The sequence below is a fragment of the Pseudomonas sp. S3_C06 genome (assembly GCF_054667675.1).
In genome coordinates this window covers 1735540-1761336 of the sequence record NZ_CP162747.1, presented here as the reverse complement: position 1 = coordinate 1761336, position 25797 = coordinate 1735540, and the positions used below count along the sequence as shown (strand labels likewise).

The window sequence follows — 25797 nt, the reverse complement described above, 5'->3', positions numbered from 1 at the left end:
GTCGCCCCCGGTGGCTGGGGGGCGGTCATTACCGATCAACTGACGGTGCGCAGACGCGAGGCTTTGGCCGGTTGCGGATCGAGCAATTGGAAGAGGTTTTTGATGTTGGCCGGTGTCGGTACCAGGTGGATGCGTTGGCCGATTTGCTGCGCCTGAGCCAGGTCGTTGAGGTAGCGCAGTGAGGAAAAGTCTTCCAGAGCAAAACCTACCGAATCGAACACCGTCACCTGCGCATCGTTTTCGCGTCCGGCCACTTCGCCCAGCACAATGCGGAAAAACTCGATCACCGGGGAATCGGCTTCCAGTTGCTGAATGTCGCCTTCAATGCGCGTTTGCGGCTCGAACTCGACGATGACCCGGGCGTTGCGCAGGATGTCGGCGTGCAGCTCGGTTTTACCCGGGCAGTCACCGCCGACCGCGTTGATGTGCATGCCGGGCTCGATCATCTCGGGCGTCAGAATCGTTGCGTAGGCTTTGTCGGCGGTGACCGTGGTGACGATATCCGCGCCCTTGACCGCTTCCTTCACGGAGCCGGCCAGAATGACTTCAATGTCCGGGAACGCGGCGAGGTTGTGCTTCAACTTGAGGGACGCTTCGTGATCGATATCGAAGATGCGGATTTCAGTGATGCCCAACATTTCATGGAAGGCGAGTGCCTGAAATTCACTTTGCGCACCGTTGCCGATCAGGGCCATCGAAGTCGCACCCGGACGAGCCAGCGATTTCGCCACCAGCGCCGAGGTTGCGGCGGTGCGCACGGCGGTGGTCAAGGTCAGTTCGCTGAGCAGCGTCGGATAGCCACTCTGCACATCCGCCAGCAGACCGAAAGCCATGACCGTGAGCAAATTCTGCTGGCCGTTGTTCGGATGGCCGTTGACGTATTTGAATGAGTACTGCTGGCCGTCGTCGGTGGGCATCAACTCGATCACGCCGTCTGCAGAGTGGTTGGCTGTGCGCGGTGATTTATCAAACTGCGCCCAGCGTGCGTAATCCGCTTCGATGTAGCCAGCCATTTCGCGAATGGCGCGGCGGATACCGACTTGGGTGAACAGGCGTGCAGCATCATCGACATCAATAAAAAGCGTCATGGTCTTATTCTCCGATCCAGTCATTGAAGGTTGTAGAGCGCGGGCCGGCTCAGCTGCGTTTGCTCTCGAAACCGTGCAGCACGTTGACCGCATTGATGCCGATCTCATCGACCATGTAGCCGCCCTCCATGACGAACAGGGTCGGGCAACCGACGCTGGCGATCAGTTCACCGATGCCAATGAAGTCCTCGCTTTCCAGCAGGAAGTGGCTGATGGGGTCGTCCTTGAACGTGTCGACACCGAGGGAAATCACCAGCACTTCAGGCGCGAATTGCTGGAGTTTTTTGCAGGCGTGGAGCAGGGCGTTGCGATAGCTCTCCCAGGTGGTGTTTTTCGGCAGGGGATAGTTGAGGTTGTAACCCTCGCCGACACCCGCGCCGACTTCGTGGCTGTAACCCGAGAAGTACGGATAGGACACCGCGGGTTCACCGTGCAGCGAGACGAACATGACGTCGCTGCGCTGGTAAAAAATGTTCTGCGTGCCGTTGCCGTGATGGAAGTCGACATCCAGCACCGCGACGCGTTTGGCGCCTTGGGTGATGGCTTGTTGCGCGGCAATGGCGGCGTTGTTGAGGTAGCAATAACCGCCCATGTATTCCCGCGCGGCGTGATGGCCGGGCGGGCGGCACAGGGCGAAGGCGCTGTCGTGGCCTTCATCGAGCAGGGCCAGGCCGGTGAGGGCGATGTCGGCGCTGGTTTTCACCGCTTGCCAGGTCGTCGCGGTAATGGGCGAGCCGGCGTCCATGGCATAGAAGCCGAGCTTGCCGTCGATGAACGTCGGCACCTCTTCGTTGGCCAGATCGCGCACCGGCCAGACCAGCGGCAAGGCGTCGTGAGTGCGACCGGTGGCGCACCATTCGCCCCAGGCAGTTTCGAGAAAACTGACGTAGCGCTCGCTGTGCGCGTTGATGTAGCACGAGCGGTCAAACGCGCGCGGTTCGACGATCTGCCCGAGGCCAACCTGTTTGACGCGGTTGTGCACGGTGTCGGCCCGACTCGGTTGTTCGAACGACGGTTTGAGCACGCCGTCTTTCAATTCGGTGCCGTGGTGCAAACGGTGGGAATCACTGAAAACTGTAAACATTCTGCGCATCCGTTATTGTTAGCCAGTGCAAATATTCTGTTCCGGCTGGGCTGCGCTTTCTTTGCTTTGTGTTCGGGATTCAGTGGATTATTCGGGCGTTTTTACTCAGGAATGGCGTCGTGCAGAAAAAAATATCCAAACGCATCAGCCTTGACGAGACCGACTTGGCGATTCTTGAGTTATTGCAGGAGGACGCCAGTATTTCCAACGCTGAACTCAGTGAGCGGCTGTCGCTGAGCCTTACGCCGTGCTGGCGGCGACGCAAGCGCATGGAGGAGGCGGGAGTCATCAAGGGCTATCAGGCCAACCTTGATCGGCGGATGCTCGGGCTGGATATCATGGCGTTCGTGCACATTCGTTTTTCCACCCACGCCGACCACGCGCCAGACGCTTTCGAGGCGGTGATTGCGCAATTGCCGCAGGTGGTGGCCTGCCACAAGATCACCGGCGATGCCGATTATGTGTTGCAGGTGTTGGCGGAGGATCTTGATAGCTACAGCGATTTCATCGAGCAGGTGCTCAGGCGTCAGGTGGGGATTGCCTCGATTCAGTCCAGCCTGGCGTTGCGCGAGGTCAAGACTGGGAGCCGGATTGCGATTCCTAAACCGGGAAAGGACTGAACGGGCAGGCATGCTGAACCGTCGCTGTCGATCAGCAAAGTTTCATCTTGCCGCGTGCGAAGCAGGCCTAGTCTGCTGAGACAAGATCGTCGCTGTTCATCCCGAGGGGAATCGTGCCATGCGCCTTAATGTCGTCAAAGTGCTGTTGATTGCTGCTGCAGTATCGGTGTTGAGTGCCTGTTCCGGCGCGGGTGGTTTGACCACCACCCGTTGTTTCTCCAGCGACTGTCAGTCGCCGGAGGGGCGCAACGCCAATACGTTGAAGTTTGGTGGCAACAGTATCGGCAGCAGTCTCAATCAGTACAGCTCCGGCATGCTGCATGACGATTAAGGATTACTGCGCGGCAGGTACGGCAATCCATTCGCTCAGGGTTTGCTGATACTTGCCGGTGACTTTGCTCAGATGCAGCCACTGATCAACATACAGTTTCCAGCTGATGTCATCGCGCGGCAGCAGGTAAGCCTTCTCGCCATATTGCATGTACTGATGCGGATTCACCGCGCACAAGCCCGGTTTGAGTTTCTGCTGATACAGCGCTTCCGAGGCGTCGGTGATCATCACGTCGGCTTTATTGTCGAGCAGTTGCTGGAAGATCGTCACGTTGTCGTGCAGGGCCAGTTGCGCCTTGGGCAGGAAGGCGTGGACGAAGGCTTCGTTGGTGCCGCCGGCGGGTTCGACCAGGCGCACGTTGGGATGGTTGATCTGCTCGACCGTCTGGTACTTGCTGACATCGGCGCAGCGCACCAGCGGGATCTTGCCGTCGGTGTCGAGGGTGTTGCTGAAGTAGGCTTTTTTCTGCCTTTCGAGGGTCACCGAAATGCCGCCCATGCCGATGTCGCATTTGCCGGCCTGCATGTCCGGCATCAGGGTTTTCCAGGTGGTTTGCACCCATTGCACTTTGACGCCGAGGCTGTCGGCCAGCGAGCGCGCCATGGCGATGTCGATGCCTTCGAAATCGCCGTCGGGGCGTTTGAAGGTGTAGGGCTTGTAGTCGCCGGTGGTGCACACGCGCAACTGGCCTTGTTGCTGGATGCTGTCGAGGTGCGAAGGGGTTTGCTCGGCATGGGCGCCGGCGGCCAGGGTCAGCAGGCCGCAGAGGATCATCGTGCTTTTTAGTGTTGTCATTGCGATCGGGGCTTCTGAGAAGGACGGTGGCCCAGTGTAGTGAAAGGCTTTCCCGGGTGTCACCCTGCTTCCGGGCTTAACGTGCCTAGCCACGCCACCAGCGCCACGATCAGCAGTGCGATTGCCAGTTCAACGACAACGCTGCGTCTTAGCGCATTTGCCGCGATGACAGAGTGTCCATTGCTCAACGCTTGCGCCAACGCCGGACCAAGATGAAAGCGGTTCAACGCCGCCAATACCAACATCCCGGCAAACAGTAAAACCTTGATCGCGAGCAGCACCCCGTAAGTGCCGAGCAAGACTTCATCCAACCTCGGGCCGACGATGAACAGATAGTTCACCACGCCGCTGATCGACAGCGTCAGCACAATCGCTGCACCGATCCACTCAAAGCGCCGAACCGCAAACGCCAGCGAACGAATGCGAGCTTCATCGAGCGGCCCTCGCGCCATCAACACCAGCGCCAGCATCGCACCCAGCCACGCGCCCGCCGCGAGCAGGTGCAGAATGTCGCTGAGAAAATGCCAGAACCGCAGTGTTCCTTCGTCCATCGCCCCGTGTCCGCTCCAGGCCAAAGAGGCGAGGGCGATGGCACCAGCCACCGATGCGAGCCACGCGCCCGGACTGATCAACACCACGATCAGCGCGATCATCCGCACTGCCCACGCCAGCCCGACGTCGGTTTCCAGCAGCATCATTTGCAGGTGCGGCCACAGCGCCGCGAGCGCCGTTTCTCCGCTCATGGCGCGGGTCATCAGCACCAATCCCGCCACTGACAACAACGCCCCGATCAAGGCCATCCCCCGCAACAGCGGTCGACACCGCAGCAACGCATCAGCGCTGTACAGCGCAAACAACGCCAGTCCGAACACCAGCAGCAAATCCACATACAACGCAAACCGCAGGACGATGTTGATCAGTTCAGCCATCGCTCACTTCACTTTGAAGGTGACGTTGCCGGTGATCGGATGCGTGTCGGACGACACCGCGCGCCATTGGACTTGGTAGGTGCCGGCGGGCAGCGGCGCGAGCGGGGTGATCAGCATGCTTTTCGGGTCGCTGCCGGCGCTGACTTTGGCTTTCATCGGCATCGGCGAATGGGCCATGCCGGGCATTTCGGTCATGACCAGTTTGGCGCCGGAGAATTTTGTCAGCAGGTTCTTGGAAAAATGCAGTTCGATCTTGCCGGGCGCGGCGCCGTCGGCACCTTCGGCCGGGCTCGACGAGAGCAGTTTCGGGTGGGCCTGGGCGAGGCTGCTCAGGAGCAAGCCGCTGGCGAGTACAAGGGTGATGTTCAAGGTGCGCATGCAAGAGCTCCGGGTTGTTTTTTAGGGGATTCAGAACCACAGCCGCACGCCGAGGACGAGGCGCGCTTCGCTGCGATCCTCGCCTTCTGCGCGGGCGTAATCGGCGGTGTTGCCGTAGGTACGGTTCCACGTCACGCCGATGTACGGCGCAAATTCGCGGCGGATTTCATAGCGCAGACGCAGGCCCGCCTCGGTGTTGGCAAGCCCGGAACCGATACCGCGTTGCGCATCGTTTTTGCCGTAGACATTGAGTTCAGCGGTGGGCTGCAGGATCAGGCGGTTGGTTAGCAGAATGTCGTAGTCACCCTCGAACCGCAGCGCGCTCTGGCCACCTTCACCGATAAACGCCGTGGCCTCGGCTTCGAAGTTGTACAGCGCCATGCCCTGCAGGCCGAACGCGGCCCAGGTCTGCGGCGCGCCGGGTTTGAAGTCCTGACGCACGCCGCTGACCACGTCCCACCACGGCGATATCGCATGGCCCCAGAGCGCTTGAATCTCGGCGTCTTCGGTCTTGCCGTTGCTGCGTTCACCTTCGGAGCGCAGCCACAGCCGATCGATGTCGCCACCGATCCAGCCGGACAGATCCCAAGCCAATGCGCTGCCGTCGTCGGCGTCCTGCCATTCGAGTTTGTCGGCGAGGAAGTACGTGTTGATCGCGTTGTCGTGGACTCGATGACCGCCGGGGCTGGTGAACACGGCGGCACGGTCGGCGTCGGTCAGTGGCGGGATCGGCGTGCGGCTTTCCGTCGGGGCGGCGGGCTGCATCATGCCGTCGTCCATGCTTTGCATCGCGGAATGATCCATGCCGGCCATCTGGCTGTGATCCATGCCCGGCATGTCGCTGGCGGCCATCGCCGAGCTGCCGACCAGTAGCAAGGAAAATACGGTGAGTCGAGTCATCAGCGGCCCCTTCATTCTTCCACCCGCACTTCGCGGAACATGCCCGTTTCCATGTGGTACAGGAGATGGCAGTGATAGGCCCAGCGACCGAGTGCGTCGGCGGTCACGCGGTAGGTGCGGCGGGTGCCGGGCGGCATGTCGATGGTGTGTTTGCGCACCTGGAAGTCGCCGTTTTCGTCTTCCAGATCGCTCCACATGCCGTGCAAGTGAATCGGGTGGGTCATCATCGTGTCGTTGACCAGCACCAGGCGGATGCGCTCGCCGTATTTCAGGCGTAAAGGCTCGGCGTCGGAGAATTTGATGCCATTGAACGACCAGGCGAATTTCTCCATGTGGCCGGTCAGGTGCAGTTCGATTGTGCGGCTCGGGTCGCGGCCATCCGGGTCTTCGAAGGTGCTGCGCAGGTCGGCGTAGGTGAGCACGCGACGGCCGTTGTTGCGCAGACCGAGGCCGGGGTCGTTGAGTTTTGGCGCGGTGGTCATGGCTTGCATGTCCACCAGAGGATTGTCTTTTTCGCTGTCGGGATGGGATTGCATCGGGCCCATCGCCGAGTGATCCATGGCGCTCATGTCCATCGAGCCGTGATCCATGCCGCCCATGCCCATGTCGTCCATGGTCACCAGTGGGCGCGGGTCCAGACCCGGTACGGGCGCAGATAACCCGGCGCGAGTGGCGAGGGTGCCACGGGCAAAACCGGTACGATCCATGGCCTGGGCAAACAGGGTGTACGCCTCGGCGTCCGGCTCGACGATGACGTCGTAAGTCTCGGCCACGGCGATGCGCAGTTCATCGACGCTGACCGGTTTGACGTGCAAGCCGTCCGCCGCGACCACGGTCATTTTCAGCCCCGGAATGCGCACGTCGAAGTAGGTCATGGCCGAGCCGTTGATCAGGCGCAGACGCAGTTTTTCGCCGGGGCGAAACAGGCCGGTCCAGTTGTTGTCCGGCGCGAGGCCATTCATGAGGAAGGTGTAGGTGGCGCCACTGACGTCGGCGATGTCGGTGGGATTCATGTTCATTTCTGCCCACATCTTGCGATCGGCAACGGTGGCGCCCCAGCCTTTTTCGCTGACGTCGTGGATGAAATCGCCGACGGTGCGTTTGTCGAAGTTGTAGTAGTCGGACTGTTTTTTCAGGGTCTTCATCAGGCTGGCCGGGTCTTCGTCGCTCCAGTCGCTGAGCATCACCACGAACTCGCGGTCGTACTGGAACGGCTCCGGTTCCTTGGCGTCGATCACCAGCGGGCCGTATACGCCGGCCTGTTCCTGCAACCCGGAATGGCTGTGATACCAGTAGGTGCCGTTCTGCCGCACCTTGAATTGATAGACGTACACGCCACCCGGTTCGATGCCGTGAAAACTCAGGCCGGGTACGCCGTCCATGTTCGCCGGCAGCAGAATGCCGTGCCAGTGAATCGAGGTGCTGGCGCTGAGCCGGTTGCGCACCCGCAGCGTCACGGTGTCGCCTTCACGCCAGCGCAGCAACGGGCCGGGCAGGCTGCCGTTGATGGTCATCGCCGTGCGTGGGCTGCCGGTGAAGTTGACCGGGGTTTCGCCGATGAACAACTCGAAGTCGCTGCCGCTCAGTTCATGCGATTGACCGGGCGCATTCAGCGCCCAGACCGGCGTGCGCCACAGGCCGAGGCCACCGAGCAGGCTGCCGGCGGCGAGGCCTTTGACGAAGGTGCGTCGTGATGGGTTGGAAAGCATGCGCTGGAATCCCCGTTTGACTCATGACGGGGAGGCTAACCAGCGCCGGCTTTCAGTTGGCTGAGGCGGGGATTACAGTTTTGTCAGCTTCAGTTGCAGCGAGATGATCGGCCAGATCCCGCGCCTGTTGTGACGCCGCGAGCCGCGACTCACGATCAATGTCTTCGCCGAGAATGGTCTTCTCGACGCGCAACTCATGCACATCGCTGATGCCGATAAAGTCGAGCCATGCCGCGACGTAGGGCTTCTGAAAATCGAATCGTTCGGCGGGCGTGGCCGATTGCGCCGAAAAATCCATTCCGCAGGCATAGGCACCCACGGCGATTTTGTTTTTCAGCAGACCTCTCAGGCCATGCTGCGGATCGAAGCTGAAGAGGATGTCTTTCTGCGACACCAGATCGATGAAGTGCTTGAGCTTGTACGGAATGCTGAAATTCCACAGTGGCACCGACAGCACAATCAGGTCGGCACGATGCAGGTACGCGGCGAGGTGCTTGAGTTCATTCCACGCCGATTGCTGGGCGGGGGTCAGCGGCGTACCGCTGAGGCCGGCGTACTTGGCGTTCATCGCTTCCTCGCCGAACTCCGGCAGCGGCGTGCCCCATAGATCAAGGGTTTCGACGTGGGTCTGCGGCTGATGCTGCAGATAGCGATCGATAAAGCTGCGGGCCACTTGCAGTGAGGCGGAGCGTTGTTTGCGCGGTGAGCATTCGATGTGCAGAAGGGTGGTCACGTGAAGCCTCGGCAGTCGGGGAGAGAGTGCGAGGCATTGCAACATAGCGCGCTTCAAACTATAAATCGTGAATAAATCATCCATTGATCACGTATCCAACTATGTTTGACGCTCTGTTGCTCAAGACCTTTGTCACCGTTGTCGATGAGGACGGCTTCAGTCGTGCGGCGGAAAAACTGCATCTGACGCAGTCGGCGGTCAGCGGTCATATGCGCCGGCTGGAAGAGCAAGTCGGCAAGCCGTTGCTCAAACGCACCACTCGTTCTCAGCAACTCACCGCTGACGGCGAACGCCTGATCGCCTATGCGCGGACGATTCTGGCGTTGAATCGCGATGCCTGGGCGCAGCTCACGCGCACGCCTTTTCAGGGGCGGATGCGGATTGGCGTGTCCGAGGATTTTGTCGAGGCGCGGTTGTTGCGCGCGTTGCAGGATTGCGCGGCGCAGCATCCCGGCATGGAGCTTGATGTGCAGGTGAATATTCCGGGGACGTTGCTGGGCCAGATGCGACAGGGTGATCTGGAGATGGTCATCGGTTCGCTATGTGAAACCGGCGAATCGGGGCGATTACTCTGGCAGGAACCACTGGTGTGGGCGTGGGCCGCGCAGCCTGTCACACAGTTGCCAACGCCTCTGCCGCTGGCGCTGTTTCCCGAACCTTGCCCGTACCGCGAAGCCGCGTTGACACGTTTGGCTCAGGCTGGCATTTCCCAGCGCACCGCGATGCTCTGTTCGAGTACCGCCGGCTTGCGCGCAGCGGCGCTGGCCGGATTTGCCGTGGCGCCGATGCCGGTCAGTCAACTGGGGCAGGGATTGGCTGCGCTGGGTGCGGAGCTGGGCTTGCCGGTGTTGCCGGATGCGCAGTTCCGCTTGTTTGTCGCGCCTCACGCTGAGCCGCAGATGATCGATGCACTATCGCAGGTGATCGTCGAGTTTTGCTCGGCGCGGCGGTAGTAATCGGGGCTAGAGGCCGAGGCCCTCCTGCACGACCTGCAACAAGTTGTTCTCGGTCAGGGCGATGGCATCCAGCTCCTGACCGGTTTCAACCGTCTGCAGCCACCAGTGGCTTTCATGGTGCTCATCGACGGTTCGCAGTAGATAAGTGTTTCTTTCCGGCAGGGTAATCTGCACTCGCCCGGCGCCATCCTCGGTGAACCGTGCAATGGGATCAAATGTCAGGCTTTGCTGATTGGCCTCGATTACCAGTTGATCAATTGCGTAGTCATGCGCTTCACCATCCGGTGACGTTTCGCAAACGTGCGTAGGATTGCGCCGAATCTTCAGGCCTACCTCGGTGACTGGCTGTAACCAAGCCTCAATGCGGTGGTACAAGTCGTACACCTGAGCTGGCCAGCAATCGATCTCCAGCGCGGCATCCGCATGGGTGTGCCGGGTTTGCTTGAGTTTGGCGGCGAGTTCGTCTGCTTTACTCATTTCGGATCCCTTGGTTTGATGTCTGCCTGTTAATCGTAGACCTTACAACGGTGTGCGGCGTTGCCTTGCGTCATGCGCTTGCAACACAAGCATGGCGAAATCAGCGCTGGCCAAGTCTGGTCAGGATCGAAAACCACGGACGCAGGCGTCCCAAGGAGCGGGTAGATGAAAAAGCTGTTTACAATTTTGGCAGTGATTGCGCTGACGGCCGGTAGCATCGGGTTGAGTTCGGCGCGGCAATCACAGTCGAGCAAAGCCCAGGCGGAATCGGTGGCGGGGGTATTCGATTACTACCTGCTGGCGTTGTCCTGGTCGCCGACCTTTTGTCTGACCCACAAAGATGACTCGCAGTGCACGGGCAAGGGCTACGGCTTCGTGCTTCACGGTTTGTGGCCGCAATACGCCAAGGGTGGCTGGCCGGAATCCTGCCCACCACTGACCACGCTGAACGCGGCGCAAACCAGCCAGGGCCTGACGCTGTTCCCGACCAAAAAACTGCTCGACCACGAATGGTCCAAGCACGGCACCTGCAGCGGCCTCGGCGCAATGGGTTATCTGGATGAAGCGGACAAAGCCGTGGCAGCGGTGAAAATCCCCGATGAGCTGCAACCGTTCAGCTCCTCGTATTACTTCGAAGCGCAGGAAATTGCCGACCTGTTCCGCAAGGCCAACCCGGGGATTCCAGCGGATGGCATCGCCGTCATTTGCAGTGGCCCGGAGTTGTCGGAAGTACGCGTGTGCATGGGCAAGGATCTGCAGTTCGGCGCGTGTGGCAAGGGCGTGAAAACCCAGTGTCGCGCGGGGGATATCCGGGTGCCGCCGTCGCGTTGATCTGACTCGAGGTCGAAAGGACCACACTGACTCTGTGGCGAGGGAGCAAGCTCTCTCGCCACAGGGTTTTCGACAAGCCTGAGCTATCAGGCAAATCCAGCGGCATCCACCCCCAACTCCCCACGCAAAAACTCCACCAGACCGCGCTGTAACCCGCTTAACACACCCTCACGACTGACCAACGCCAATTCCGTCGGCGCCAGTTCCGGCAGATCCGTACACACCAGATGCTCAGGCAACACCGCCGACATCGGCAGCACCGACACTCCCAACCCTGAGGCCACCGCTGCTTGAATCCCGGTCAGGCTGTGGCTGCCGAACGCGACCCGCCAGGGGCGCTGGGCAACATCGAGCAAACGAATGGCGCGCTGCCGATACAGACAGCCTTGCGGAAACAACGCCAACGGCAACACGCCAGTGGACGAATCAAACTCCGCACCTTTGACCCACACCAGTCGTTCCGGCCAGGTCGCCCACGCCGGGCCGCTGTCGGGTTCGCGTTTGATCAGAGCGATGTTGATGTCGCCGGCATCGAGGCGTTGGCGCAGATCGAGGCTCATGCCGCTGAGGGTTTCCAGCCGTGCTTGCGGATGGCTGCGGGTGAAGCCAGCAAGGATCAGCGCCATGCGCCGCGCGTCGAAGTCTTCCGGCATGCCGATACGCAGGATTTCCAGGTCGAGGTCACTGGCCAGCGCTTCAGTGGCTTCTGCCGAAAGCGCCAGCAAACGCCGCGCATAGTGGATCAGCAGTTCGCCGTGCTCGGTAACGGCGACATTCAGCCCGGTACGGTCGCGCAGCAGCAAAGCGTGGCCGACCAGCTCTTCGAGTTTGCGCACCTGCTGGCTGACCGTCGACTGGGAGCGGTGCACGCGATCGGCGGCGCGGGTGAAGCTGCCTTCGTCGACCACGCAGACAAATGTTTTCAGCAGTTCCAGATCCAGCATGGTGGTGCTCTCGATAGTGGTTATTCAACTGACGGTTGGCTATTTATTTAATTTCACACTATCACCGGGCGCTCATAAGCTGAAGTCCTTACCCCGGAGGACTCGACCAATGACACTGACTCACACACCACGCCCGCAATGGCTGACCTTCGATTGCTACGGCACGTTGATTCAATGGGACGAAGGCCTCAAAGCCGTCGTTGGGGAAATCCTTAGCGAGAAGGGCGAGCATCAGATTGATGTCGGGCAGCTGATCGACGTCTATGACCGCCACGAACATCGCCTCGAACAGACCCCGCCGCACCGTTCGTTCCGCGAGCTAAGCACCCTCGGCCTGCGATTGGCCCTGGAAGAATTGGGCCTGCCCAGCCTGCCCGAAGACAGCCAGCGTCTGGCCGCCGCGATCCCGAAAATGCCGCCGTTTGCCGAGGTGATCGAGACCCTGCGTGAATTGAAAAACATGGGTTTCAAACTGTGCATCGTCTCCAACACCGACGACGAGATCATTGCCGGCAACGTCGCGCAACTCGGTGGTTACATCGACCGGGTGATCACCGCACAGCAGGCCGGCGCCTACAAACCGGCGCCACGGCTGTTCGACTACGCTCATGAACAATTGGGCGTCAGCCGCGCAGAAGTGGTGCACATCTGTGCCAGTCCCATGCTTGACCACACGGCCGCGCGGGACATGGGCTTTCGCTGTGTGTGGATCGATCGCGGCACCGGTCGCCAGTTGCTGCCGGACTATCGCCCCGACGCGATCCTCAACAGCCTCGATCAAGTGTTGCCGCTGTTCAAATCCCTTGGTTGGTAACGGAGAATCGTCATGGCTCACACTCTTGGCGTCAGTGCGCGGGCCTTACGTCCGGCCGCGTTGAACCTCGACACAGAGGCAATCATCACCGCGCGCAGCGAACTGGCGGCGTGCTTTCAACTGGCCGCGCTACATGGGTTGGAGGAGGGCATCTGCAATCACTTTTCGGCGATGGTGCCGGGGCATGATGATCTGTTTCTGGTCAATCCCTACGGTTATGCCTTTGCCGAAATCACCGCGCAGAACCTGCTGGTCTGTGACTTCGAGGGCAACGTGGTGGCGGGCGAAGGCCAGCCGGAAGCCACGGCGTTCTACATTCACGCGCGCCTGCATAAACAACTGCCCCGGGTGAAAGTCGCGTTTCACACGCACATGCCCCACGCCACGGCGTTGTGTCTGCTGCAAGGTCCGCCGCTGTTGTGGTTGGGGCAGACCGCGCTGAAGTTCTATGGGCGCACGGCGGTGGATGAGGATTACAACGGCTTGGCGCTGGACGAATCCGAAGGTGACCGGATTGCCAAAGTCATGGGCGACGCCGACATTCTGTTCCTGAAAAACCACGGCGTGATCGTCGCCGCCCCGACCATCGCCGAAGCCTGGGACGACCTCTATTACCTGGAGCGCGCGGCCCAGGTGCAACTGCTGGCGATGGCCACGCAACGGGAACTGAAGCCTGTGCCTCATGCCATTGCGCAACGGGCCTGTGAGCAGATGCGCGAGGGCGATGCGCAAAGTGCGCGGGCGCATCTGCACAGTGCGATGCGGCGCCTGGCCCTTCACAACTGACTAACCCTAAAGAGGCAATCGAAAATAAATCGACGAACAGCGATCATCCAATCTCGCTGCGCGCCGATACAACTGGGCGGGACCGGGGCGTTTGCCCCGTACATCCCGGTGGGCTACGCTCACAAACATAAGGGTTTACCCGCTGGCGCCCTTGTCGTACCTGCCCAGGACTTGCTTTTGCCTATCCCCATTCACGACCCGCATCAGGCCCCCGGAGGCACTCTTAAACGCCTGCCGCTGCGCAAAGCGGCGGTGCTGTTTATCGTTGCGGTGGGGTTGTGCCTGTCCGGTTTGCTGTACCTGCAACTGGAGCAGTCGCGAAGGCAGGATCTGGCAGTGGCGAAAATAGCCTCAAGCAATCTGACCCGGGCCATGGCGCAGCAGGCCGAGGACACGTTCCTCGCCGCCGATCTGGTGATGACCAGCCTGGTCGACTGGATTCAGGACGACGGTTACGGCGCGGCGCAGAAGCCACGCTTGCAGAGAACCTTTGCCCGGCGCGTGCAGCAACTCGATCAGTTGCACGGTATTTTTCTCTTCGACACGCAGGGTCAGTGGGTGATTACTTCGTTTGCCGATCTGCCCCGTGGCAATGGCGTGGCGGACCGCGAGTACTTCAAGTTTCACCAGCAGAACGTCTCGACGCTGGCGCACATCGGCCCGGCGATTCGCAGTCGCGAGAACGGTGAGTGGATCATCCCGATTTCGAAACGCATCAATGATCATGCGGGCAATTTCCAGGGCGTGCTGCTGGCCGGGATCAAGATGTCGTACTTCGACCGCTTCTTCGAAAGCTTCAGCCTCGATGACCAAGGCATCATGTTCCTTGGCCTGAGCGACGGGACCTTGCTCGCCCGCCGACCGTTTGATGAAAAGCTGATCGGCACATCGCTGGCGCAAGGGCGGATTTATCGTACGTTGCTGCCCGAAGCCTCGGCCGGCACCGCAATGATCGATTCGGTGGTCGATGGCGTGGTGCGTCTGTACGGTTATCGACGCCTGTCGGCATACCCGTTGGTGGTGTCGGCGGCGACGTCGCGCGATACGATTCTCGAGGGTTGGTACGCCCGCGCATTCCAGTCGAGTGTGATCGTCGCCTTGGTGATTCTCGGCATCGGCCTGTTTGGCTGGGTGTTCATTCATCAGGTGCGCGATGGCGAGCGCATCGAGAAAAACCTGCGCAAGGCCCAGCGTGCACTGGAGCAGATTGCGACCCACGATAGCCTGACCGGATTGGCCAATCGCCGCTTGTTCGAGCGTTCGCTGGAGATCGAATTCGCTCGCGGCGCGCGGCAGGTCAGCCCGGTCAGCCTGATCATGCTCGATATCGATTTCTTCAAGCGTTACAACGATGCTTATGGTCATGTCGCCGGGGATCATTCTCTGACTCAGGTCGCACAGGTGCTGCAGACGTGCTGCCAGCGCAAGTCTGATTTGGCGGTACGTTATGGTGGCGAGGAGTTTGCGGTGCTGTTGCCGGACACCGACATCAACGGCGCACTGGCGATTGCCGGGCAGATCCGCCGTAGCGTGATCGACAAGCACATCATCCACAGCGGCTCGCCGACCGGTTACCTGACGGTGAGTCTGGGCTGTTATTCGTTTATCCCGAGTGGCAATGACAGCCCGGAAGTGTTTATCCAGCGCGCCGATGCGGCGCTGTATCAGGCAAAAAATGCCGGACGCAATCGCGCGGCGGTGCTGTCGCTGGACAGCGGTTTGGCCGAATTGATGCGCTCTGATCGCTAACCCAAACGCTGACACAAAACCTGTGGGAGCGAGCCTGCTCGCGAAGAGGTCGTGTCAGGCGAATAAAGGTTATCTGACACAACGCCTTCGCGAGCAGGCTCGCTCCCACAAGGGACCTTGTCTAATCGGGATGGCTCTTGTTCGTTCAGCCGCCCGTGCCACCGCCCGCACCGCCAGTCCCGCCACCCGCCGAGCCGGTGCCGCCGCCAGCCCCTGAACCGGAACCGCTGGCGCCACCATTGGTGCCGGTCCCGGATCCCATACCCGAAGAACCGCTACCACCCGAAGGCGCGCCCGGGGTGTTGTCTGGCGGCGTGGTGGTGCTGGTCGGGCCACCGGATTTGGTGCCGGTGGCGTCAGCGCCATCATTGGCAGCGAAGCTGGCGGCCGATGCCGTGGCCAGCAGGCCGGCGAGTAATAACGAGGTGAATTTGCGCGTGATCATGATCCGTCTCCACAAAGGGCATGTACCTGATATTGGTCTGATGCGCAGAACCCTTGGTGCCCAGTGGCTGACGAGCGGTCAGCAGCGAAACCGAGTGGCCTCCTGATCTTCTGGAATATTGGCTATTTGCCGAACCGGGTGCGAGGACTAACGTAGCCACACCTTCACTTGCTGCCCGGAGCCACCATGCAACCTCGTACCGATTTCTACACCGCCTCCCCAGATGCCTTGAAAGCGATGATCGCGCTGGAAACCGCCGTGTCCAAGCTGCCGCTGGAAAAAAACCTGATCGAACTGGTCAAGCTGCGCGCCTCGCAAATCAACGGCTGCGCCTTTTGCATCGACATGCACACCACCGATGCGATCAAGGGCGGTGAAACCCCGCGTCGCTTGTTCGCGGTCACCGCTTGGCGTGAAGCGCCGTTCTTCAGCGACCGCGAACGCGCCGCGCTGCTGTGGACCGAATCGCTGACGCAACTGAGCTTGACCCACGCCCCGGATGAAGATTACGAGGTAGTTGCGGCGCAGTTCACGCCGAAAGAAATGGTCGACCTGAGCGTGGCGATCAACACCATCAACAGCTGGAATCGTCTGGCCGTAGGTTTCCGCAAAACCCCACAGGCTTAAGCCTCAACGCTTAACCCCTGTGGGAGCGAGCCTGCTCGCGAAAGCGGAGTGTCCGATAACAACCATGGTGACTGACACGACGCCTTCGCGAGCAGGCTCGCTCCCACAAGGGAAATGGGTATGGCCAGAAAATAGTGATCAATGCCCATCCGCACTCGGCGCCGCTGGTGGTTGCACCTTGCGCATCAAGGGCACCATCGCCGTGGCGATGACGAAGCACGCCCCGATCATCAAAAAGGTGTCGCCGTAGGTCTGCGTCTGCGCCTCGCGGTAGGTCAGCAGCCACAACTGGCGCAGGCTGGCAGTGACGCCGACGTCGCCGCTCTGGCCCAGATTCGCCAGGTTGCCGCCGACCTGCGCCAGCCACTGATTCATCGCTTCATTGCGGCTGTTCAGATGCTCGGCCAGCCGCGTGAAGTGCAGATTGGTGCGGTCATTGAGAATGGTTGCGCAGGCCGCAATACCAATCGCACCGCCCAGATTACGCATCAGGTTGAACAGGCCCGACGCATGCTTGAGACGTGCCGGTGCCAATCCGCCCAAGGTCAGCGTCACCGCTGGCGGCACCGCCAGTTGCTGGGCAATCCCGCGCAATGCTTGCGGCAGCATCAACTCGCCGGCACCCCAGTCGTGGGTGATCGGGCTGAACTCCCACATCGACACCGCGAACAAACCCAGACCGATCATCATGATCCAGCGCAGGTCCATGCGATTGGCCAGAAAGGCATACAGCGGAATCGCCATGATCTGGAACACGCCGGTGGAGAAAACCGCCAGACCAATGTCCAGCGCGCTGTAGCCGCGCACGCGGCCGAGGAACAGCGGCGTCAGGTAAATCGTCGCAAACAGACCGATGCCGGTGACGAACGAGAAGAAGCAGCCGAGGGCGAAATTGCGATCCTTCAAAGCGCGCAGATCGACGATCGGATTGGCCACGTGCAAGGTGCGGCCAATGAACGCCAATCCGGCGAGGCCACTGATCCACGCCGTGGTCAGAATGGTCTGGTCGCTGAACCAGTTCCAGCGCGGGCCTTCTTCGAGGGTGTATTCCAGGCAGCCGAGAAACAGCGCGAGAAACACCATGCTCAGATAGTCCGCGCCCTTGAGCAGAGACAATTCCGGCTGGTCGATTTTCACCAGCATCGGCACCGCCACGGCGACGAAAATTCCTGGCACCAGGTTGATGTAGAACAGCCAGTGCCACGAGGAAATATCGGTGATCCAGCCGCCGATTACCGGCCCCAATGTCGGTGCCAATGACGCGACCGCGCCGATGGTCGCGGCGGCGATTACCCGTTGTTTGCCGGTGAAGAAAAAGAACGCCGTGGTGAACACCAGCGGGATCATCGAACCACCGAGAAAACCTTGCAGCGCCCGAAAGGCGATCATGCTCTGGATGTTCCAGGCCACGCCGCAGAGCAGGCTGGCGAGGGTGAAACCGACCGCCGAAGCGCAGAACAACCAGCGTGTCGAGAACACTCGCGACAGCCAGCCCGACAATGGAATCACGATGATTTCGGCGATCAGGTAACTGGTCTGCACCCACGCGGTTTCGTCGGTGCCGGCGGACAGTCCACCGCCGATATCACGCAGCGACGCCGAAACAATCTGGATATCCAGCAGCGCGATGAACATGCCGATGCACATGGTCGCGAAGGCGAACACTTTGGTCGCGGTCGCCATATCGGCGGCGTTGAACGGCTGCGCTGGGGCGGCGAGGGTGGTGCTCATGGTACGACAGCTACGGCAGTGGTTTCCGGTTGCGCGCGGGTGTCGACTTCCGCCGTCACCGACAGCCCCGGACGCAAGTGGCCAAGCACTCCGTCTGCCGGGTCGAGGAGGATGCGCACCGGCACACGCTGGACGATTTTGGTGAAGTTGCCGGTGGCGTTTTCCGGAGGCAGCACGCTGAACTGCGACCCGGTGGCTGGCGCAAGGCTGTCGAGGCGGCCGTGGAATTCCTGACCGGAAAGGACGTCGGCGCGGATGCTCACACGTTGCCCGGGTTTCATCCGCGCCAGTTGGTCTTCCTTGAAGTTGGCATCGACCCACAAACCGCTGGCCGGCACCACTGACAGTTGTTGTGAACCGGCCTGGGCATAGGCGCCGACCCGCGCGCGGCGATTGCCGACCACCCCATCGACCGGCGCGCGCAGTTCGGTGTAGCCGAGATTCAACTGCGCCAGATCACGTTCGGCGCGGGCTTGCTGGAGGGCGGCGCGGGCCTGTTGTTTCTGGGTGTCGATCACCGCTAGTTGGCGTTGCGCGGCGAGCAGTTCGGCTTGGGCGCGCGCGCTCAGGGCTTGTGCGGTTTTGAAGGTGGCGTCGGCGCGTTGCGCGCTTTCTACCGACACGGCATTGGTGGTGACCAGGCGCTTGTAGCGCGCATTGTCATCCCGCGAGCGCGCGGTTTCCGCTCCGGCGGCATCGATGCCGGCGCGAGCCTGACCGATCACCGCTTGCTGCAGTTGTTCGGTGGCGTCGAGGTTGGCCAGCAACGCTTCTTCGGCAGCGACGGCGCCTTCCGCCTTGGCCAGATTGGCGCGATAGTCGCGAGCGTCGAGGCGGATCAGCACGTCGCCGGCCTTCACGTGCTGGTTGTCGCTGACCAGCACTTCGTCGATGTAACCAGCGACTTTCGGCCCGATCACGGTGACGTCGCCACCAATATAAGCATCGTCGGTCTCTTCGAGAAAACGCCCGGCGCCCCACCAATGTACGGCGTAGACCCCGGCGAAGATCAGCGCGAGCAATCCGGCGCCGGGAAGCAGCAAGCGTTTAAGCAGCGGCGGCTTGGTCTTCACCACAACAGGTTCGAGGGTGGGCATGCTGGTCATGGCGGATTACCTGAGTCAACGGGGGCGTTATTACGGCTGTAATATGACGTAGGTAATATTTAGTCGCAAATGATTTCTGGCGCCGATCGTCAGTTGCTTGATTGAACGAGGACGGCTCGTGCTGGGCTCGGGTTTTGGAGCGTGGGGCACCAGGCATCTATCAACGGCAGAAATCAAGGTTCGCCTGAACCCCGTCAGGGCGGACTGACGCTCGTCGAAGGCTCTCAGGCCCTCGGGGAAACCCTGATAGCGTGCAGCGCCGTGGCCTTGCTGCTGACAATAAAGCCAGGCAAAGCAATTGTTTAAGAAATGTAAGCGCTGTAGGAAGCGTCTTGCATTTGTGTAGGAGGGCTCCGACTATCACGGTTATTGATGACATGGCATTACGCCATTTGATGATCGCAAGGATGTTGCGTGCCGTTTCCGTTTCGCGCTGTTTTTCGCCGTCGTTCCGCGCTTTGCCCGCTGCTGTCGGCCTTTGTGTTGAGTGTGTGTGCCTCCTCGATTGAAGCGGCCGAACCTGCCGCGCCGGGTCAGGAAGTGTTGCGCCAGCAACAACAGCAACAGCGCGATCTGCAACAACTGCAACTTGAGCAAAGAAAACGGCAATTGGAGCGCGGTGCATTCGGTCCGACGCCGATCACTCCGGCCATCCCGCAAACCGTCACCCCCGATGAACGTTGCTGGCCATTGAGTGGTACGCGCATTGGCGGCGTCACGCTGATCGACAGCGACAAGCTCAACGCCCGGATCAAACCGCTGCTGGCACCGTGCATGGGCGTCGGCCAGATCAATCATCTGTTGGCGACCATCACCGCGATCTACGTCGACAAGGGCTACATCGCCAGCCGCCCGTATCTGCTCAGCGCTCCGGCCGCCGGGCAGTCGCTGGATATCCGCGTTGACGAAGGTTACATCGAGTCCATCGAACTGGCCGATCAAAGTCTGCCGGTTTCGTTGGGCGGCGCGTTCCCGGGAATGCTCGGCGAGCCGCTGAACCTGCGCGATCTGGAGCAGGGCCTCGATCAGTTGAATCGCCTGCGTTCGATCGATCTCACCGCTGATATCGCCCCCGGCAGCCAGCCCGGCGCCTCGCGAATCATCCTGCGCTCGCGCAGCGCTGCGCCGTCACGTTGGGCCCTGAATGCCGGGATCGACAACCTCGGCAGCGCCAGCACCGGACGTGATCGCGACACGATCAGCCTGAGCCTCGACAGCCCGCTGCAACTCAACGACCTGCTGAGCCTCAGCGCCAGCGACACGCTCAATCAGGGCGACCGCTATAGCCGCAACGCCAGCCTGTATTACGCGATCCCCTACGGCTACTGGACCTACAGCGTGTTCGCCAGCCACGCCGAATATCGCGCGCCGTTCAAATTGCCGAGCGTGACCTTTCACAGCACCGGCATTACCGATCAGGTGAGCCTGCGCGCCGACCGCGTGTTGTGGCGCGATCAGAGCCGTCAGCTCAGCGCCAACCTGCAACTGGCGCACAAGGATGTCGACAGCTATCTGCAAGATGTTCGCCTCGGTATACAGAGCCCGACCCTGACCGTGGCCGAGGCCGGACTCAATCTGTTCTGGCTCGACCGCGCGGTGTGGAACCTCGACGTCAATTACGCCCAGGGCCTGCGCTGGTTTGGCGCCGACGACGATTCACAACATCAGATCAACAATCTGCCCAAGGCGCAGTTCCGCAAGTACCGCGCCGGCCTCAGCCAATGGCGCAACGGTCAGTTCGGCGCGCAGGCCTGGCAATGGCAGAGCCAGCTCAATGTGCAGTACAGCCCGGATCCGTTGCCGGCCATCGAACAGTTGCTCGGCACCGACGATTCAGCGGTGCGCGGCTACCGGGTCAGCAGTGCCTCCGGCGCCAGCGGCGCGATCTGGCGCAACACCTTGCGCCTGCCACTGCGCCGCGAATGGCCGGTGCAGATCACCCCGCGCGTGGGCCTCGACCACGGCTGGATCAAGGCTGATCACGGTGCTCAGGGCCAGCGCCTGAGTGGTGCCAGTGTCGGCCTGAATCTGGGCTGGAAGAATCTGCAAGTGGACGTCGATTACCAGCGCGCCCTCAACACCCCGAATGGTCTGCAGCACGAGCCTGAAACCTGGCTGATGCGCGTGGGCCTGCAAATCTGAGCAACGCAGTGAACAAACAGCCGTCGGATCTCGAGCGCGTCAGCCACGGCCAAGACTAAACGCGCGACGTGATGCCGTACTCACATGGAGACGTTTTTATGCCAGCACACACCTTTGCATTTCATCTTTCGCCTCGGGGCAAATTGCGCTGGGCGATTGCCAGCCTGTTCTTCGCCGTGCACCTGCCGAGCGCGATCGCCGGCGGTGTCGTGGTCGCACCGGGACCCGGCGGCACCGCGCAATTGCAGACCCAGGGCGGTGTGCCCATCGTCAACATCGTCGCGCCCAACGGTTCGGGCCTGTCGCACAACCAGTTCCTCGACTACAACGTCGACCGTCAGGGCCTGGTGCTGAACAACGCCTTGCAGGCCGGGCAATCGCAACTGGCCGGGCAACTGGCAGCCAACCCGCAACTGCAAGGCCAGGCGGCGACCGTGATCCTCAACGAAGTGATCAGCCGCAACCCGTCAGCCATCAATGGCGCGCAGGAAATCTTCGGCCGGCCCGCCGATTACGTGCTGGCCAACCCTAACGGCATCTCGGTCAATGGCGGCAGTTTCATCAACACGCCGAACGCCAATCTGGTGGTCGGTCGCCCGGAATTGAATGACGGCAAACTGCAAAGCCTGAACAGCCGCGACGCCAGCGGTCAGTTGCAGATTCAGAGCGGCGGCCTGCGTAACGGCGAGGGCTCGATCAACCTGATCGCGCCGCGTATCGACAGCCAGGGCGCGATCACTGCACGCGATCAATTGAATCTCACGGTCGGGCGCAATCAGGTCGATTACGCCAGCGGCCAGGTGAAAACTGTTGATCCGGCGGGCAACACCGGCGATCAACGCATCGACGCTAGCCTGTTCGGCGCGATGCAGGCCGGGCGCATCAATATTGTCAGCACCGCCGAAGGTGCCGGCGTACGGGTTGGCGCGGTGCAAGTGGCCGGGCGTGACGGCGTGCAGATTCGTTCCGCCGGTGACTTGAGTGTCAGCGGTGAGGCCGTGGCCAACAGCCTCGACGTGACCCGCGCCGGTATTCGCAGCAGTCAGGGCGATGTCGCTTTGCACAGCGGCAAGGACCTGACGTTGGCGGCTACCGATGTCAGCGCTCGCGACGTCGCCGTTGACGCGAAACGCAACCTGACCCTGTCCACGGTCGAAAGCCGCAAGCTTCAGGAAAAGCGTGAAAACTGGAACAACAGCACCATCGGCATCACTTGGGAAACCTACGACCGTACCCAGACTGACAGTGAAACGCGTCAGCATGGCAGCCAGATTATCGCCAGCCGCGACGCCAAACTGTCGTCCGGCAAAGACACCGATTTGACAGCCGCCAAGATCGAAGCCGCGAAAAATCTCGACGTGCACAGCGGCGGCGACTTGCGCTTGACCGCCGCCACCGAAAGCCACACGCAGACCGATCAAGGCAACCACCGCAAGCACCTGTGGAAAGCCGACTGGAACAGCAGCAGCGAGGAACAGCGCAACATCACCAGCCAGTTGAAGGCCGGTAACATCGCCCTGCAAACCGCCGCACTTTTGCGCTCCGAAGGCGCCGAGTTGACCAGCGCCGGCGACGTGCAACTGGCCGGCAAACAGGTGGAAATCACCACCGCCACACGGACCAATAGCAGCAGCGACAACCGTTACTCCGGTGATCTGGTTGGCGGTGGTTTCTTCGGCAAGACCGGTGATGCCGACAAGGGCAAAACCCAGCATCAGGGCAGCAAGGTCAACGCCAGTGGCAAACTGATCGTCAAGGCTGACGATGTGCGCATCAGCGGCAGCCAGGTACGTGGCGGCACCGACGCCAGCGTGATCAGCGACAAGGGTTCGCTGGTGATCGACGGCGTGCAGGACACCTCGCACAGTAACAACCACGACAAGGACAGCAAGTTCTTCGGCATCACCAAAGACGAGTCGCGGCAGAACAGCAAAGACAGCAGCACTGTGCGCAGCGAACTGGTGTCGGACAGCAACCTCAAGCTCAAGAGCGCCAAGGACATTGCTGTGGCGGGCTCGACCGTCAAGGCTGATGGTGCGTTGACTGCCGATGCAGCGGGCGACGTCAACGTGTCCTCCGCGCAGAACACTCACGACAGCACTGACACCACGCAAATCCGTGGCTTCGATGCTTATGCGAAAGAGCAAACGCCGGAGCAGTATCGCGCCGGGATTCACTACGAAGACAAACAGCAAACCGTGACCCGCAACGACGTCACCCAGCAAGGCTCCAGCCTCAGCGGCGGCAGTGTGCAGGTGAAGGCGGGCGGTGACGTCACGCTCAAAGGCGCGGAAGTGAAATCCACCGCTGGTGACACGACGTTGAGCGGCAAAAACGTCTCGTTGCTGGCCGAAGCAGACAGCCACAAAACCTCCACCGACACCTCCAGCACCGGCGGTGGCTTCTACTACACCGGCGGCCTCGACCGTGCCGGCAGTGGCGTCGATTTCGCCCACAGCACGGCGCAGGATTCGACCAGCAAAACCACCGCGCAAACCAGCAGCGTACAGAGCAGCGGCAGCCTGACGATCAATGCCGACAAACTCGCCACCGAAGGCGCGCAACTCAAGGCTGGCAACGGTCTGAACGTCGCCGCCAACGAGATCGATAATCGCGTGGCCAGCAACAGCGAAAGCAGCACGCACAACGACAGCAACTGGTCGGCGGATATCGGCGCCAACGTCGAGTACAAGGACATCGCCCGGCCGATCGCGGGCGCAGTCAAGGACGTGCTCAACGGCAAGGTGCCGGACAAGGACTCGCTGGCCAATCTCGGTCAGCCGAACGTCGGTATCGACGTTGCGGTGGGTCACGGCAGCGCCAGCAAAACCGAGCAAAGCAGCAACGCTGTGGTCAGCCGTTTTGACGGCGGCACTGTCGATGTGAAAACCACCGGCACGCTGCACGACCAAGGCACCGGATACAACGCCAGCGCCGGCCAAGTGAACATCAGCGCTGACAAACTGCTTGCCGATGCTGCCAGCAACACTCACAGCAACAGCGCTAATGCCGTGGACGCCAAGGTCGACGTGCGCGTCTACACCAAGACCGGTGAAGACGTGAACGTCGCCGGCAGCGGCGCGGGTGGCAGCAGTGCGTCGAGCAAGGACAGTTCCACCGCCGTGGTCGGCGCTTATGCCGGCAGCCAGGGTGTGAACATCAAGGTCGGCGGCGATGCGCAGTTCTTCGGCAGTCGTTTCGACGGCGGGCAGGGCGGTGTGAGCATCAACACCGGGGGGGATCTGGCGCTGAATCAGGCCAATGACCGGCAGAACAGCAACGACAGCAGCCTTCGTGGCAGTGGCTCGCTGACGGTCGGCACCTTGCCGGGCACCGATGGCACCAATGTCGACCTCGGCGCCGGGTTCCAGCTCGATCACACCGGCAAGCAGACCACTGATACGCAGGCCCACGTTGCCAACATCTCAGGCAACGGTCCGGTGCAGTTGCGCAGCGGCGGCAATCAGGTGCAGCAAGGCACGAAAATCGACAGCGCTGGCGGCATCGATTTGCACGCCGACGGCGAGCTCGATCTGCAAGCGGCCACCGACACTCACACCGCCACCGGCAGTAATCTCGGCGGCGGCTTGAAGGGCGGCGGCAGCAAAACCAGCAGCGAGAAGAGCCGCGATCAGGGTGGTAATCTGAGCGGCAATTTCAATATCGGTCGGATCAACGAGCAGTCGCTGACCCTCAGCGGTGGCCAATTCAACAGCCACAACGGCATCGCGCTGAGCGGTGATTCGATTCACCTGCAAGGCACGCAAGTCAGCGCACCGAACGTCAGCATCGACGCGCAGAAGGGCGGTTATGTGCAGGAGTCGGCGCAGTCCACCGACAACCGCAATAACTGGAATGTCGCGCTGAATGCCGGCGGCAACCTGAGCCGCAAAACCCCGACCGCCGCTGAGGAGAAGGCCAGCAGCGATCACGGTTTCAACGCCGGGGCCAAGGTGGGCGTGGATTACCTGCAAGGCAGCACCCAGCAGAACAGCCAGATCAAGGCTGACAGCGTGGTGTTGAACAGTGCCGGTGATGCACAGCTGGCGGGGGCGCGGATCGACGCTAAAGATGTCAGCGGCAAGGTCGCGGGTGATCTGACCGTCGAAAGCCGTCAGGACTCGAGCAACCACGCCAAGGTCGATGTCGATCTGGGCCTGACCGCGAAGAAAAATCCGCCGAGCGACAAGGAAAAACTCGCCGGCACCGACTACAAGCCAACGCTGACAGCACAGGGCGAATATGCGCACAAGGACAGCGTGGCGCAGGCGTCCGGAATCAGCGCCAGCCAAGGCGTGAACCTTACGGTCGGTGGTGCCACGCAGCTGACCGGTGCACGCATTTCGGCAACGCAAGGCAACGTTGATCTGGGGAACTCGAAGGTCGTCAGCACTGACCTGAGCAACCTCGATTACAGTGTGAAGGCCGGGTTGGACCTGCCACAGAAGAAGGAAGAAAACGCACCGAAGGTTTCCCTTGAAAACGGCAACCTGAAGGTCGGCCCCGTCACGCTGAGCGGGCATCTGCACGGCCAGTCACTGCAAGCGGGGATTGACGACCGAGGCTAAACCCGAGGGGTGGTGGTTGCAGGCGAATCGGCATCCACCACCAAACCCTGCAGG

23 protein-coding genes are annotated in these 25797 nt (G+C 61.1%); 10 read left to right on the top strand and 13 right to left on the bottom strand.

Annotated elements, in window-relative coordinates; genetic code table 11:
- Positions 1-35 precede the first annotated feature (35 nt).
- The gene (locus tag AB4N44_RS07590; protein ID WP_460109450.1) at positions 36-1088 is read right to left on the bottom strand and encodes an ornithine cyclodeaminase; all 1053 of its coding nucleotides are present in this window, start codon (positions 1086-1088) and stop codon (positions 36-38) included.
- Positions 1089-1137: 49 nt separating this feature from the next.
- Positions 1138-2172: a histone deacetylase family protein gene (locus tag AB4N44_RS07585; protein ID WP_455806982.1), complete on the bottom strand. Its 1035-nt coding sequence runs from the start codon at positions 2170-2172 to the stop codon at positions 1138-1140.
- A 119-nt stretch (positions 2173-2291) separates the two neighbouring features.
- On the opposite strand from AB4N44_RS07585, the gene AB4N44_RS07580 reads away from it, so the two are divergent.
- Together AB4N44_RS07580 and AB4N44_RS07575 are read left to right on the top strand one after the other, a co-directional pair.
- On the top strand, positions 2292-2792 hold the full coding sequence (locus AB4N44_RS07580) for an Lrp/AsnC family transcriptional regulator (RefSeq protein ID WP_093433799.1): 501 nt from the start codon (positions 2292-2294) through the stop codon (positions 2790-2792).
- Between the two features lie 118 nt (positions 2793-2910).
- Complete coding sequence (locus AB4N44_RS07575) at positions 2911-3123, top strand: hypothetical protein (protein WP_038362448.1); 213 nt, start codon at positions 2911-2913, stop codon at positions 3121-3123.
- A 3-nt stretch (positions 3124-3126) separates the two neighbouring features.
- Here AB4N44_RS07575 and AB4N44_RS07570 read toward each other — a convergent pair whose 3' ends face one another.
- The 6 genes from AB4N44_RS07570 to AB4N44_RS07545 are packed head-to-tail and all read right to left on the bottom strand — an operon-like array spanning position 3127 to position 8567.
- Positions 3127-3918, bottom strand: coding sequence for a transporter substrate-binding domain-containing protein (locus AB4N44_RS07570; protein WP_460109453.1), 792 nt, complete (start codon positions 3916-3918; stop codon positions 3127-3129).
- Between the two features lie 59 nt (positions 3919-3977).
- Positions 3978-4847, bottom strand: a complete 870-nt coding sequence (copD, locus tag AB4N44_RS07565; protein ID WP_460109455.1) for a copper homeostasis membrane protein CopD — start codon at positions 4845-4847, stop codon at positions 3978-3980.
- Between the two features lie 3 nt (positions 4848-4850).
- Positions 4851-5225 carry a copper homeostasis periplasmic binding protein CopC gene (gene copC, locus AB4N44_RS07560; RefSeq protein ID WP_460109456.1) on the bottom strand — a complete coding sequence of 125 codons (375 nt, stop codon included), beginning with the start codon at positions 5223-5225 and terminating at the stop codon, positions 4851-4853.
- A gap of 30 nt (positions 5226-5255) precedes the next feature.
- The gene (locus AB4N44_RS07555; RefSeq protein ID WP_460109458.1) at positions 5256-6125 is read right to left on the bottom strand and encodes a copper resistance protein B; all 870 of its coding nucleotides are present in this window, start codon (positions 6123-6125) and stop codon (positions 5256-5258) included.
- A gap of 11 nt (positions 6126-6136) precedes the next feature.
- Positions 6137-7834 (bottom strand): copper resistance system multicopper oxidase, encoded by a 1698-nt coding sequence (locus AB4N44_RS07550; protein ID WP_460109459.1) that lies wholly within the window; start codon positions 7832-7834, stop codon positions 6137-6139.
- Positions 7835-7886: 52 nt separating this feature from the next.
- Entirely contained in the window at positions 7887-8567 is a 681-nt protein-coding gene (locus tag AB4N44_RS07545) for an FMN-dependent NADH-azoreductase (protein ID WP_127929109.1), read from the bottom strand.
- A 101-nt stretch (positions 8568-8668) separates the two neighbouring features.
- On the opposite strand from AB4N44_RS07545, the gene AB4N44_RS07540 reads away from it, so the two are divergent.
- The gene (locus AB4N44_RS07540; RefSeq protein WP_460109461.1) at positions 8669-9520 is read left to right on the top strand and encodes a LysR family transcriptional regulator; all 852 of its coding nucleotides are present in this window, start codon (positions 8669-8671) and stop codon (positions 9518-9520) included.
- A gap of 9 nt (positions 9521-9529) precedes the next feature.
- On the opposite strand, the gene AB4N44_RS07535 is transcribed toward AB4N44_RS07540, so the two are convergent.
- Complete coding sequence (locus tag AB4N44_RS07535) at positions 9530-10000, bottom strand: hypothetical protein (RefSeq protein WP_127929107.1); 471 nt, start codon at positions 9998-10000, stop codon at positions 9530-9532.
- Positions 10001-10165: 165 nt separating this feature from the next.
- On the opposite strand from AB4N44_RS07535, the gene AB4N44_RS07530 reads away from it, so the two are divergent.
- Positions 10166-10831, top strand: coding sequence for a ribonuclease T2 (locus tag AB4N44_RS07530; RefSeq protein WP_123595092.1), 666 nt, complete (start codon positions 10166-10168; stop codon positions 10829-10831).
- An 86-nt stretch (positions 10832-10917) separates the two neighbouring features.
- Here the strand turns inward: AB4N44_RS07530 and AB4N44_RS07525 are convergent, their stop codons facing one another.
- Positions 10918-11775 (bottom strand): LysR family transcriptional regulator, encoded by an 858-nt coding sequence (locus tag AB4N44_RS07525; protein ID WP_460109463.1) that lies wholly within the window; start codon positions 11773-11775, stop codon positions 10918-10920.
- Positions 11776-11884: 109 nt separating this feature from the next.
- Between AB4N44_RS07525 and AB4N44_RS07520 the strand changes: the two genes are divergently transcribed.
- From AB4N44_RS07520 to AB4N44_RS07510, 3 genes are all read left to right on the top strand, one after another.
- Positions 11885-12589, top strand: a complete 705-nt coding sequence (locus AB4N44_RS07520) for a haloacid dehalogenase type II (protein WP_460109464.1) — start codon at positions 11885-11887, stop codon at positions 12587-12589.
- A 12-nt stretch (positions 12590-12601) separates the two neighbouring features.
- Positions 12602-13375, top strand: a complete 774-nt coding sequence (locus tag AB4N44_RS07515) for an aldolase (RefSeq protein ID WP_127929104.1) — start codon at positions 12602-12604, stop codon at positions 13373-13375.
- 177 nt (positions 13376-13552) lie between these two features.
- Positions 13553-15124 (top strand): sensor domain-containing diguanylate cyclase, encoded by a 1572-nt coding sequence (locus AB4N44_RS07510; protein ID WP_460109467.1) that lies wholly within the window; start codon positions 13553-13555, stop codon positions 15122-15124.
- Between the two features lie 145 nt (positions 15125-15269).
- On the opposite strand, the gene AB4N44_RS07505 is transcribed toward AB4N44_RS07510, so the two are convergent.
- Positions 15270-15569 (bottom strand): hypothetical protein, encoded by a 300-nt coding sequence (locus AB4N44_RS07505; RefSeq protein ID WP_150751203.1) that lies wholly within the window; start codon positions 15567-15569, stop codon positions 15270-15272.
- Positions 15570-15755: 186 nt separating this feature from the next.
- Between AB4N44_RS07505 and AB4N44_RS07500 the strand changes: the two genes are divergently transcribed.
- Positions 15756-16196, top strand: coding sequence for a carboxymuconolactone decarboxylase family protein (locus AB4N44_RS07500; RefSeq protein ID WP_150751202.1), 441 nt, complete (start codon positions 15756-15758; stop codon positions 16194-16196).
- Between the two features lie 138 nt (positions 16197-16334).
- Here the strand turns inward: AB4N44_RS07500 and AB4N44_RS07495 are convergent, their stop codons facing one another.
- Positions 16335-17927, bottom strand: coding sequence for a DHA2 family efflux MFS transporter permease subunit (locus AB4N44_RS07495; protein WP_460109470.1), 1593 nt, complete (start codon positions 17925-17927; stop codon positions 16335-16337).
- A complete protein-coding gene (locus AB4N44_RS07490) occupies positions 17924-19033 on the bottom strand; it encodes an HlyD family secretion protein (RefSeq protein ID WP_460109473.1) in 1110 nt (369 codons plus the stop codon). The genes AB4N44_RS07495 and AB4N44_RS07490 overlap by 4 nt, the downstream gene beginning before the upstream one ends.
- Positions 19034-19447: 414 nt before the next feature.
- Between AB4N44_RS07490 and AB4N44_RS07485 the strand changes: the two genes are divergently transcribed.
- The gene (locus AB4N44_RS07485) at positions 19448-21175 is read left to right on the top strand and encodes a ShlB/FhaC/HecB family hemolysin secretion/activation protein (protein ID WP_460109475.1); all 1728 of its coding nucleotides are present in this window, start codon (positions 19448-19450) and stop codon (positions 21173-21175) included.
- 98 nt (positions 21176-21273) lie between these two features.
- On the top strand, positions 21274-25743 hold the full coding sequence (locus tag AB4N44_RS07480) for a hemagglutinin repeat-containing protein (protein WP_460109477.1): 4470 nt from the start codon (positions 21274-21276) through the stop codon (positions 25741-25743).
- Positions 25744-25797 lie beyond the last annotated feature (54 nt).

Bases quoted from the DNA above. Each gene is read 5' to 3' on its own strand.
- AB4N44_RS07590 (WP_460109450.1), bottom strand. From the start codon at position 1,088: ATGACGCTTTTTATTGATGTCGATGATGCTGCACGCCTGTTCACCCAA.
- AB4N44_RS07585 (WP_455806982.1), bottom strand. From the start codon at position 2,172: ATGTTTACAGTTTTCAGTGATTCCCACCGTTTGCACCACGGCACCGAA.
- AB4N44_RS07575 (WP_038362448.1), top strand. From the start codon at position 2,911: ATGCGCCTTAATGTCGTCAAAGTGCTGTTGATTGCTGCTGCAGTATCG.
- AB4N44_RS07570 (WP_460109453.1), bottom strand. From the start codon at position 3,918: ATGACAACACTAAAAAGCACGATGATCCTCTGCGGCCTGCTGACCCTG.
- copD (WP_460109455.1), bottom strand. From the start codon at position 4,847: ATGGCTGAACTGATCAACATCGTCCTGCGGTTTGCGTTGTATGTGGAT.
- copC (WP_460109456.1), bottom strand. From the start codon at position 5,225: ATGCGCACCTTGAACATCACCCTTGTACTCGCCAGCGGCTTGCTCCTG.
- AB4N44_RS07555 (WP_460109458.1), bottom strand. From the start codon at position 6,125: ATGACTCGACTCACCGTATTTTCCTTGCTACTGGTCGGCAGCTCGGCG.
- AB4N44_RS07550 (WP_460109459.1), bottom strand. From the start codon at position 7,834: ATGCTTTCCAACCCATCACGACGCACCTTCGTCAAAGGCCTCGCCGCC.
- AB4N44_RS07540 (WP_460109461.1), top strand. From the start codon at position 8,669: ATGTTTGACGCTCTGTTGCTCAAGACCTTTGTCACCGTTGTCGATGAG.
- AB4N44_RS07535 (WP_127929107.1), bottom strand. From the start codon at position 10,000: ATGAGTAAAGCAGACGAACTCGCCGCCAAACTCAAGCAAACCCGGCAC.
- AB4N44_RS07530 (WP_123595092.1), top strand. From the start codon at position 10,166: ATGAAAAAGCTGTTTACAATTTTGGCAGTGATTGCGCTGACGGCCGGT.
- AB4N44_RS07525 (WP_460109463.1), bottom strand. From the start codon at position 11,775: ATGCTGGATCTGGAACTGCTGAAAACATTTGTCTGCGTGGTCGACGAA.
- AB4N44_RS07520 (WP_460109464.1), top strand. From the start codon at position 11,885: ATGACACTGACTCACACACCACGCCCGCAATGGCTGACCTTCGATTGC.
- AB4N44_RS07515 (WP_127929104.1), top strand. From the start codon at position 12,602: ATGGCTCACACTCTTGGCGTCAGTGCGCGGGCCTTACGTCCGGCCGCG.
- AB4N44_RS07505 (WP_150751203.1), bottom strand. From the start codon at position 15,569: ATGATCACGCGCAAATTCACCTCGTTATTACTCGCCGGCCTGCTGGCC.
- AB4N44_RS07500 (WP_150751202.1), top strand. From the start codon at position 15,756: ATGCAACCTCGTACCGATTTCTACACCGCCTCCCCAGATGCCTTGAAA.
- AB4N44_RS07495 (WP_460109470.1), bottom strand. From the start codon at position 17,927: ATGAGCACCACCCTCGCCGCCCCAGCGCAGCCGTTCAACGCCGCCGAT.
- AB4N44_RS07490 (WP_460109473.1), bottom strand. From the start codon at position 19,033: ATGACCAGCATGCCCACCCTCGAACCTGTTGTGGTGAAGACCAAGCCG.
- AB4N44_RS07480 (WP_460109477.1), top strand. From the start codon at position 21,274: ATGCCAGCACACACCTTTGCATTTCATCTTTCGCCTCGGGGCAAATTG.